Origin of the sequence: Phycicoccus flavus (assembly GCF_004025965.2) — a bacterium.
Taxonomy (GTDB): Bacteria; Actinomycetota; Actinomycetes; order Actinomycetales; family Dermatophilaceae; genus Phycicoccus; species Phycicoccus flavus.
Genome location: NZ_SAYU02000049.1, coordinates 20,304 through 29,486, shown reverse-complemented (window position 1 = coordinate 29,486; position 9,183 = coordinate 20,304). Strand labels below are relative to the sequence as shown.

Here is a 9,183-nt window from a genome sequence, read left to right as displayed (position 1 = left end):
CAGGCCCCGAACCTGCTGGACCTGGGCGGGACACTCCACGTGCGCAACGAGTCCAACGGTCGCCTGACCGTTAGCCTGAGCGTCGAGGAGCCCACCGCCGTCGGGGCGGTCCGGGCCTGAGGACTGGAGGGTCCCTGTGCCGATCAGTGTCGTGCTCGTCGACGACCACGCGGTGGTCCGCGAGGCCGTCGCCGGGATGCTGTCCTCGCAGGACGAGATCAGCGTCGTCGGGCAGGCGGGCTCGCTGGCCGAGGGGCGCGCGCTCTTCGAGAAGCTGCTGCGCACCCCGCCTCCGGGTCGGGTCGTCGCCGTCGTCGACGTGACGATGCCCGACGGCAGCGGCCTGGACCTGGTCCGCGCCGTCCGCGAGCAGTCCAAGGACATCGGCCTCGTCGTGCTGACGATGAAGGACGACGACGCCACGTTGCTCGAGGCCCTCGACACCGGAGCGTCGGCACTCGTGCGCAAGAGCGCGCCGTCGGACCAGGTGCTGTCCGCCGTCCGCCGCGCCGCGGACTTCCCCGGCGAGTTCTCCGCCAGCGGCCTCGCCGAGGCCATGCGGCGCCGGCACGAGCAGCCGCAGACCACGCTGACCGGCCGCGAGACCGAGGTGCTGAAGCTTCTTGTCGAGGGTGCGTCCGTGGCCCAGGTCGGGCGCTCGCTCTACATGAGCCAGTCGACGGTCAAGACCCACATCGGCAAGATCTACGACAAGCTCGGCGCCCACAACCGCGCCAGCGCCGTCATCGCCGCCGTCCGGCTGGGCCTCGTCCAGGACGTCGACCGCGCCTGACCGCGACACGTCTCGCAGACGAGGAGGGGCCGGTCCAGACGGACCGGCCCCTCCTCGTTCGTGGGGCCTATAAGAGCGGGCCCCATTCGTCAGAGTCCGGAGAACGTGTTGACGATCTGGATCGCGCCGGGGCCGATGATGACGATGAACAGGGCCGGGAAGATGCAGAGCAGCAGGGGGAACAGGATCTTCACCGTGACCTTCTGGGCCTGCTCCTCCGCCCGCTGACGCCGTACGACGCGCATCTCCTTGGTCTGCTCGCGCAGCACGGCGGCGATGGGAAGTCCCAACCGGTCGGCCTGGACCAGTGTGCTCACGAAGTTCTTCACCTCGGGCGCGGTCGTGCGGTCCCCGAGAGCCGAGAACGCCTCGCCGCGCGACTTACCGATCTGCATCTCGGACAGGACGCGCGCGAACTCGCCGGCGATCGGCCCCTCGACGGTCCGCGCCACCTGCAGGATGGCGGCGTCGAAGCCCTGGCCGGCCTCGACGCAGACCGTGAGCATGTCGAGTGCGTCGGCAAGTCCCTTACGCATGTCCGTCTGCCGCTTCGTGCCCATGTTGTAGACGAGGAGGTCCGGGACGAAGAAGCCCGCGGCGCCCAGAGCGGCTGCCGCGAGGAGACCGTTGAGGGACAGACCGAAGAGCAGGAGCATCACGGCGATGCCGATGAGCAGGCCGGCCCCCTTGGCGCCCATGACCCGCTCGACGGTCCAGGCACCGGGATTGCCTGCCTTGTCCAGCGAGCGGGTGATGCGGTCACCGGTGCCGGACGGGGACAGCCTCACGGCGAGCCCGCGCAGCCGGTCCATGGCCGGCGCGACCAGACGGTCCTGCGCACCCAGCTCGTTCTTCCCGACCTCCTGCCGGACGGGCTTCTGGTTGAGCAGCTCGAGGGATCGGGCGACACCGGTGTTGGTGTTCGAGCCGACGACGAGGGCCAGTACGACCACCATGAGGGCGACCATGATGAAGGCCATGCCGAGGATCAGGGGGATCATGACGGGCTCACACCTCGATCTTGACGACGTTGCGCATCCAGAAGATGCCGATGACGAGGGACACCAGGCCGATCGCCAGCATGATCCAGCCCAGGACATTGGTCCACAGCATGCTGATGTAGTCGTAGTTCGCCCACATGCTGTAGAAGAACAGGAGGATGGGCAGAGCGATGAGGATGTAGGCCGAGAGGCGACCTTCGGCGGACAGTGCCTTGACCTGACGACGGAGCATCTCGCGCTCGCGCAGCGTGCCGGCGGTGGTCCGCAGCGTCTCGGCCAGGTTTCCGCCGACTTCGCGCTGGATCCGGATCGCCATCGTCGTCCAGCGCATGTTGTGGCTGTCCATCCGCACCGCCATGTGGTCGAGCGCGTCGCTGACGTCCGAGCCGATCCGCGCTTCGGCCAGGGCCCGGCTGAACTCCTTCGCGGCCGGCTCCGGGGCGTCCTTGGCCACGGAGTCCAGCGCTTGGAGGAGGCTGAAGCCCGAGGACAACGAGGTGGCGACGAGCATCATGACGTCGGGCAGGACGATCTCGAACTTCTGACCGCGCCTGTTCGCGAGGAACCGAAGCAGGAGAGGCGGCAGCAGCAGCCCGAGCAGCGCTCCGATGGCTCCGCCCACGAAGCGGTAGGTCGAGTCGAGGACGAGGCCGACGGCGAACCCCACGACGATGGCGATGATGCGCAGGACGAGCCACTCACCGGCTCGCCAAGGAAGGTCGGCACGGGTGAGCAGCGCCATGGTCTTGGTCGTGGACTCCCGACCCTCCATGAACTGGTCCCCCATGTGGACCAGCTGCTCGCTGATGACGGCGGTGGACGCGGCCTGCTTCTGCCCGGTGGTCGACCGGCCGAACCCGTACGCTTCCACCGCCTCGATGCGCTCGCTGCGACGAGAGCGGAAGGCCGGCGCGCCGACGGCCAGGCCGAAGGCGAAGACGCCGAGGAAGACGACCGCGATGGCCGGCAGGAGCAGGCTCCAGGACAGCGCGTTGAGCGGCGAGGTGTCGGCAGGGACACCCGCTGCGGCGATGGGCTCGGCGGTGGGAGTCGGATCCGGTTCCACCTCGACCGGGGCAGTGTCGCCGAGATCGATCCTCTGCGTCACTTCGAAGGTCTCCCCCGACGCCGTGCCCTTGACGACGACGCTCTTGGGACCCGTGACCCCGGCCGGACGCTTGATGTCGAGCACCGCCTGCGAGGTGAGCGCGCGTGCCGCCGCGCTGAAGGCGGTCGAGACGGCCTCGGTGTTGCTGGCCTTGACGACGAGTCCTCCGCCCGCTTCGGCGAACTGGTCGAGCACCTCGGTGTTGCTGTCGGCGGACTTGAAGGACACGACCTCGGCCCGGACCTTGGCCTTGCTCAGGGCCTCCAGCGCCTTCTTCCGCTCGGCCCGCTCGCGGTTGTCGCCACCCTGGGCCCGCGCGACGGTGTCACCACCGTCGCTGAGGAGGATGATGCTGCGCTCCCCGTCGGTGCCCAGTCCGCGCACGGCGTCCTGGATGGCCTCGTAGAGCGCGGTCTCGCCCTTCGACCTCAGCGAGCCCACCTCGCGGCTCACCTCGGCGTGGTCGGTGGTGGGCCGGACGTCGACCCCGGAGGTCGAGGCGAAGGAGACGACCCCGACCTTGACGTCGTCGGGGACCTCCGAGAGGAACTCCTTGACCGCCGTACGGACGGTGGCCATACCCGAGGCCTCCATCGACCCACTGGTGTCGATGACGAGCATGGTCGAGCGGGCCGTCGAGGCCGCCGGCTGGACGGTGACGTCGGCGTCCTTGCCGCCGATCGTCACGCTGACGGACTTCGGGTCGACCGTCAACGTCTGCGCCTTGGACCGCAGGATGAGCGTCGCCGACAGGGCGTCCTTCGTGACGCGGACGTCGCTGAGGTCCGAGTCGGTGGCCGCCGTGGCCGAGCCGGCTGCGAGAACGGGGACGACCAGGGCAGCGACTACGGCAACCGCCAGGGGGAGGACACGACCCGATCGTGCGCGACGGGACAGTCTCATGTCAGCCGCGTTCCGAGCATGAAGAGGTGCGGCGAGACCTCGACGCCGAGGTCGTTGAGCTCCTGGAGGAACTTCGGTCGCAGTCCGGTCGACATCAGCGTCCCGCGGAAGCGGCCGTTCTCGTCGCGTCCGGCGGACCAGTCGAAGGTGAAGATGTCCTGGAGGGTGATGACGTCCCCCTCCATGCCGACCACCTCGCTGATGGCGACGATCCGGCGGGAGCCGTCCTTGAGGCGGGCCTGCTGGACGACGAGGTCGAGGGCGCCGGCCACCTGCTCACGGATGGCCCGGACGGGCAGGTCGACGCCGGCCATGAGGACCATCGTCTCCAGACGCGAGAGCGAGTCGCGCGGCGTGTTGGCGTGGACGGTGGTGATGGAGCCGTCGTGGCCCGTGTTCATGGCCTGGAGCATGTCCAGCGCGGCGCCGTCACGGACCTCACCGACGACGATGCGGTCGGGACGCATACGCAGGGCGTTCTTGACGAGGTCGCGGATGCCGATGGCGCCGCGACCCTCGATGTTGGCCGGACGGGACTCGAGCCGCAGGACGTGGTCCTGGTTCAGCTGGAGCTCGGCGGCGTCCTCGATGGTGACGATGCGTTCGTCGTCCGGAAGGAAGGAGGAGATGACGTTGAGCGTCGTCGTCTTCCCGGAGCCGGTACCGCCGGAGATGATGATGTTGCGACGACCGAGCACACACGCCTTGAGGAAGTCACGGACGCTGGGAGTGATGGTGCCGAAGGCGATGAGGTCGGCGTCGGTGTAGGGGTCCTGGGAGAACTTCCGGATGGTCAGCTGGGCGCCGTCGAGGGCGATGGGGGCGATGACGGCGTTGACACGCGAGCCGTCTGGAAGACGGGCGTCGACGAGCGGGCTGGCCTCGTCGACACGCCGGCCGACCCGGCCGACGATCTTGTCGATGACCCGTCGCAGGTGGGACTCGTTCGAGAAGTGCGTCTCGACCCGGTACAGCTTGCCGGCGCGCTCGACGTAGATCATGTCGGCGCCGTTGACCATGATCTCGGTGATGTCCGGGTCGCGGAGCAGCGGCTCCAGCGGTCCGTGACCCAGGATCTCGTCCGAGACCTCCTGCGCGATACGGGTGCGGTCGGCGTGCGACAGCGGCGTCTGCTCGGCGTCGATCGTCTGCTGCAGGGTCTGGCGGACCTGGGCGGCGAGCTCGTTCTCCGGCAGGTGCGGGTCGTAGAGACGCGGGCCCAGGGTCTCGATGAGGCCCTGGTGCACGCGCTCCTTGACGGCGTTGAAGGGGTCCGCGGCCCGACGCTTGGCGGCGGCCGCTCCCGGCCGGGCCGCGGCCTGGGACGACTGCGGTGGTGCCTCTGCCGCGGCCTGGGCCCGGCGGACACTGTCGAGACGGTCGGCGAGACTCATTTACGCCCCCTGCTGAACAGGCTCTTGCGGGCCGGCGCCGCGGCAGGGGCCGACGAGCCGTTGTGCCCGTTGGTCTCCTCCTCGGCCGCCCCGACGCGGATGTGGGTGTCGACGAGCGTCTTGATGGAGGTCGCCACCGGCGCCTTCGGCTCGTCCAGGACGATGGGGATGCCCCGGTTCACCGACGCGGGGACGGTGAGCGAGTTCGGGATGTTCACGGCAATCTTCGCCTTGATGGCCGACTCCACGTCCTCCGGCCGCAGGCCGACCTTGGCGTCGGCCCGGTTGAGGACGATGATGCGAGCGTCCCGTGGGCTGCCGATCATGTCGAGGGTGTCGATGGCGACCCGGAGGTTCTTCACGGCGGGGATGTCGAGCGTGGCGATGAGGACGAGCGCGTCGGAGATGTCGACCGCCGCCAGGACGTGCTCGGTGAACGACGGCGGGGTGTCGACGACGACGTAGTCGTAGTGCCGACGGGCCACCTTGATGATCTCGGTGACCGTGGGCACGGGGATGCGGTCGGCGTCCCCGGGGTCGTTCGGGGCGCACAGCACGTGCAGCCCGCTCTCCTCGTGCACGACGGTGATGCCCTTGAGGGCCTCCTCGTCCAGGTGCCCGCTCATCGACACCGCGTCGAAGACGGACTGGGTGGGCACCAGCTGCAGGCTGATGGCGACGTCGCCGAAGGAGAGGTCCAGGTCGATGAGGAGCGTCCTCAGTCCGCTGTGCGCGAGATGCACGGCGGTGTTCGTCGACAACGTGGTCTTCCCGACCCCGCCCTTGGCGGAGAAGATCGTCACGACCCGTCCGTCCCGGATCTGCCCGCCCGAGGCGTGACCGATGAGCCGCGACGTGAGGTCTCGGCTGCGACGCAATGCCTCGGCGATGGCCGTGTGGTCGTCGGCCGACACGACCTCGCGCACCCCGGCGCGCAACGCCTGCGAGAGGGCCGTGACGTCGACTCGCGTGCGGAGCAGGATGACGCCGAGCTCGGGCCGGTCCAGACGTGCGGCCTCGGCGAGCTGACAGGCCTCGGTCAGCGGCACGTCCGATCCGATGATGACCTGCTCGACCTGGGCGTTGTCGTGGATGGCCCGGGCGACCATGCCCGAGGAGTCGAGGGCTTGCGTGTCCGCCCCCAGCGCGAATCGGTACCGTTCGATCGCACTGGGATCTGAGTCCCAGAGGATGTTCACGTCACTTCACCGCGCCGGGCAGCAGATCCGGGTCGGCGACGAAGAGGTCCTTGGGGATGGTGAGCTCCGACCCGCGCAGGCCGGCGTAGAGCGTGTAGTTGTTGATGCCGTGGATCAGCTTGGCAGCGTCCTCGGCATCGACCTCCACCGTGACGAGGAACTGCGGAGTCGCGTTGGCCTGGGCAGTGGGGTCCTGGTTCGCGTCTTCGGTCGCCTGCGGCTGCTGTGGCGTCAGGGACTGGGTGCCCATGGCGATGACCTTGACGTTGTCGAGGAGGACCGAGGTCGCCTTGAGGTCGGCCTCGTTGTAGGCCTTGGCCTGCTCGGACGTCCCGATGTCTTTGAGGGCATATGACACGAAGATCGTGAGGTATGAGCCGGGCCGCACGAAGTCACCGACCCGCGCCGGGTCGTTCAGCTGCACGGAGACTGCCAGCTTGCCGGACGCAACCTGAAGGGCCTTCTCCCCGATGGGGGTCTCGCCGAAGGCGGCGTTGAGCACGTACTGCCCCGGGGCGATGTCGGCCATCGCGACGAGCGCCCCGTTGGTGTCGTCGATTGTCTCGAGGGCCCCCGCCGGCTTGGCCCGCGCGGCGACCTCCGTCTTGGACATCTGCCCGAGACGAACCGCGTCCTTCAACGTCGTGCCGGCCGGGACCAGCGCGGTCGTCGTGTAGACGGTGGTGGGGCTGGCCGCCTCGACCGCCCTGGCGTCGGCGCCACGTGCGTACAGGAGCACGAGGACGGCACCGACCAGCGCGATGACGGCGGCGGAGATGATGGCGAGGATGCGTCGGCCCATCGTGAGATTTCCTTAGCTGAAGGATGCGTTCGAGCGGAGAGTGGATGGACGTCTAGCCGGCGGCTTCGGTCACGCTGTAACCGAAGTCACTGGCGTTGGGGTCGGTGTCGATCTCCCCGACGCCCACGAGATCCTTGACGAACTTGCCGTAGATGCATTGCTTGTTGTTGGTCTGGAACTGGCAGTCGTTCTTGGCGTCAGCACCCGGAGTGCCGATCGTCTTTCCGGTGAGGTCGACGGCCGTGACGACAAAGGCGGCCATTCCGGCGATGTGGTAGTTGGTCTTCGAACTGACGGTGTCGTTGGGACAGAACGTCTTTGAGTCGTTGATGCAGTCGTAGATGGGGATGAAGATCTCGACTCCGACGTTGAGCTTCGGCAGGCAGTCGTTTCCCGTACCGTTACCGGGCCAACCCGGGACCCACGCGTTCTTGTCCGCTGACACCTCGCACACCCCGGTGGGATGGTCGAGCCACCCGAAACCACCGGCATAGTCGTGCCCGTTGAAGTTGGCACAGGTGGCGTTCTTGGTGTCGTAGTTGACCCCGAGCGCCACCTCCTTACCCCAGACTGCGGCGCTTGTGTCGAATGTCTTGGTGACGGTGTTGTAGGTGGCACCCACCGCGCGGGCCCATTCGCAGGCTCCGAACGTGAGTGGCAGTACTCCCGTCTTCTTCGCCGGGCCCCAGCCGTACCGCGCGCAGGCGTCCGTAGAAGTTGCCTGTTGGCTGAAGAAGCCTCGGAGCTTGTCCGTTCCCGTCGCATTGTTGAGAGTCTTGGAGTAAACCTCGACGTACTTGAGCTTCGGGTTCGACTTGTACTTGGAGGGCAGAGGAGGGCATTCACCCAGGTATTTGAGATCCGCGTCGGTGGTGGCTGAAGTGCACGTCGGGATCGTCGCTCCCGGCACGCGGCCGCAGATCTTCTTGATCTGCCCGGAGTGGTCCGCGGTCAGTCCTGAGAAGTTGCCCTGGATGGCCGTTGTGACCGGCGCGGTCGCATTGGACGTCGTACAGAGAGTGGCGTCCTTTCCACACAGCTGCGCAAGTCGGTACGCGCCGGCATCCGCGCCGTTCTGCTGTTGACGTCTGTCCAGCATGATGTTGCCGACGTCCACCGCGAGGGCCGCAGCCCCGAACATCACACCCGCCGCGAGGATGACGACGACGAGCGCCGCCGCGGCGCCCCTCTCGCTGCGCCGGCGCCCACGTCGGTCACGCTGCTGTCCTCTTGCCCTCATCATCAGCACCCCATTTGAGATCTGCTGGAGATCGTGTGCGGAAGGCCCGGGATGAAGCCGTCCAGGAAGAAGTACGAGAAGTTCGACACCGTCGCCGTGACGACGACCGTCGCCGACGGAGTGAGTGCGGAACAGTCCCCGGTCACGCCCACGACGACCGGGTAGCCGGAGTCGACGACCGGCTTGGCGGCGGCCTGTGTGCGGGTGGTGATGTCCGCGACCGGCGACTTCGTCACCGCAACTCGGGTCCCCTCACGGGCGGCATTGGTGAGAACGATCTGCGTGAAGTAGGCCCGCCCGAAGTCCACGATCCCGCCGATGATGAGAACAAGGACCGGAAGCAGGATGGCGAACTCCACGGCGGCGGCACCGCGCTCGGGGCGGTGTGTACCTCGTGCCATGGCGTGTGGCCTCCTGGGCGAGTGACGGTCGGTGGGGCGAGAGACCCAGACCGGTTCAGGGCAAATGAAAGCACGGCGGAGCGGTCCTCCGGGAGTGCTTCCGGAGCGCCGGCTCTGCCGGCTGCCCGGACGGGCGGGCGCCGGCAGGTCCGGGGTCAGATCTTGTCGGCCGCGTCGCTGAAGACGCTGCTGAGCTTGCTGCCGAGCAGGATCACCGCGGTGATGATGATGAGCGCGATGAAGGTGACCATGAGGGCGTACTCCACCGCGGTGGCACCGGTTTCACGGCGGTCCTTCGCGGCGAGGAGCAGACGGGTGAGCTGCAGGGTCATGAGACGTGAC

General features: G+C 68.0%; 9 protein-coding genes. 1 reads left to right on the top strand and 8 read right to left on the bottom strand.

The window, feature by feature from the left end:
• The first annotated feature begins 136 nt into the window (after positions 1 to 136).
• Positions 137 to 793: a response regulator transcription factor gene (locus EPD83_RS14095; protein WP_128365366.1), complete on the top strand. Its 657-nt coding sequence runs from the start codon at positions 137 to 139 to the stop codon at positions 791 to 793.
• Between the two features lie 89 nt (positions 794 to 882).
• Here the strand turns inward: EPD83_RS14095 and EPD83_RS14090 are convergent, their stop codons facing one another.
• The 8 genes from EPD83_RS14090 to EPD83_RS14055 all read right to left on the bottom strand — a co-directional run.
• Complete coding sequence (locus EPD83_RS14090; protein ID WP_128365365.1) at positions 883 to 1,794, bottom strand: type II secretion system F family protein; 912 nt, start codon at positions 1,792 to 1,794, stop codon at positions 883 to 885.
• A gap of 7 nt (positions 1,795 to 1,801) precedes the next feature.
• Positions 1,802 to 3,805 carry a type II secretion system F family protein gene (locus EPD83_RS14085; protein ID WP_128365364.1) on the bottom strand — a complete coding sequence of 668 codons (2,004 nt, stop codon included), beginning with the start codon at positions 3,803 to 3,805 and terminating at the stop codon, positions 1,802 to 1,804.
• On the bottom strand, positions 3,802 to 5,199 hold the full coding sequence (locus tag EPD83_RS14080; RefSeq protein ID WP_128365363.1) for a CpaF family protein: 1,398 nt from the start codon (positions 5,197 to 5,199) through the stop codon (positions 3,802 to 3,804). Before EPD83_RS14080 ends, EPD83_RS14085 begins: the two co-directional genes overlap by 4 nt.
• Positions 5,196 to 6,308 (bottom strand): AAA family ATPase, encoded by a 1,113-nt coding sequence (locus EPD83_RS14075; RefSeq protein ID WP_235950612.1) that lies wholly within the window; start codon positions 6,306 to 6,308, stop codon positions 5,196 to 5,198. The genes EPD83_RS14080 and EPD83_RS14075 overlap by 4 nt, the downstream gene beginning before the upstream one ends.
• Positions 6,309 to 6,399: 91 nt before the next feature.
• The gene (cpaB, locus tag EPD83_RS14070) at positions 6,400 to 7,200 is read right to left on the bottom strand and encodes a Flp pilus assembly protein CpaB (protein ID WP_128365361.1); all 801 of its coding nucleotides are present in this window, start codon (positions 7,198 to 7,200) and stop codon (positions 6,400 to 6,402) included.
• Between the two features lie 52 nt (positions 7,201 to 7,252).
• Positions 7,253 to 8,443, bottom strand: coding sequence for a TadE/TadG family type IV pilus assembly protein (locus EPD83_RS14065; protein WP_165566736.1), 1,191 nt, complete (start codon positions 8,441 to 8,443; stop codon positions 7,253 to 7,255).
• A complete protein-coding gene (locus EPD83_RS14060; protein WP_322095792.1) occupies positions 8,443 to 8,799 on the bottom strand; it encodes a TadE/TadG family type IV pilus assembly protein in 357 nt (118 codons plus the stop codon). Before EPD83_RS14060 ends, EPD83_RS14065 begins: the two co-directional genes overlap by 1 nt.
• A 197-nt stretch (positions 8,800 to 8,996) precedes the next feature.
• The coding region (locus EPD83_RS14055) for a Flp family type IVb pilin (protein WP_322095791.1) at positions 8,997 to 9,183 on the bottom strand (187 nt) is incomplete at its 5' end.

What these genes read in the sequence shown, in the direction of transcription:
- EPD83_RS14090 (WP_128365365.1), bottom strand. Translation starts at nt 1,794, where the DNA reads ATGATCCCCCTGATCCTCGGCATGGCCTTCATCATGGTCGCCCTCATG.
- EPD83_RS14085 (WP_128365364.1), bottom strand. Translation starts at nt 3,805, where the DNA reads ATGAGACTGTCCCGTCGCGCACGATCGGGTCGTGTCCTCCCCCTGGCG.
- EPD83_RS14080 (WP_128365363.1), bottom strand. Translation starts at nt 5,199, where the DNA reads ATGAGTCTCGCCGACCGTCTCGACAGTGTCCGCCGGGCCCAGGCCGCG.
- EPD83_RS14075 (WP_235950612.1), bottom strand. Translation starts at nt 6,308, where the DNA reads ATGGTCGCCCGGGCCATCCACGACAACGCCCAGGTCGAGCAGGTCATC.
- cpaB (WP_128365361.1), bottom strand. Translation starts at nt 7,200, where the DNA reads ATGGGCCGACGCATCCTCGCCATCATCTCCGCCGCCGTCATCGCGCTG.
- EPD83_RS14065 (WP_165566736.1), bottom strand. Translation starts at nt 8,443, where the DNA reads ATGATGAGGGCAAGAGGACAGCAGCGTGACCGACGTGGGCGCCGGCGC.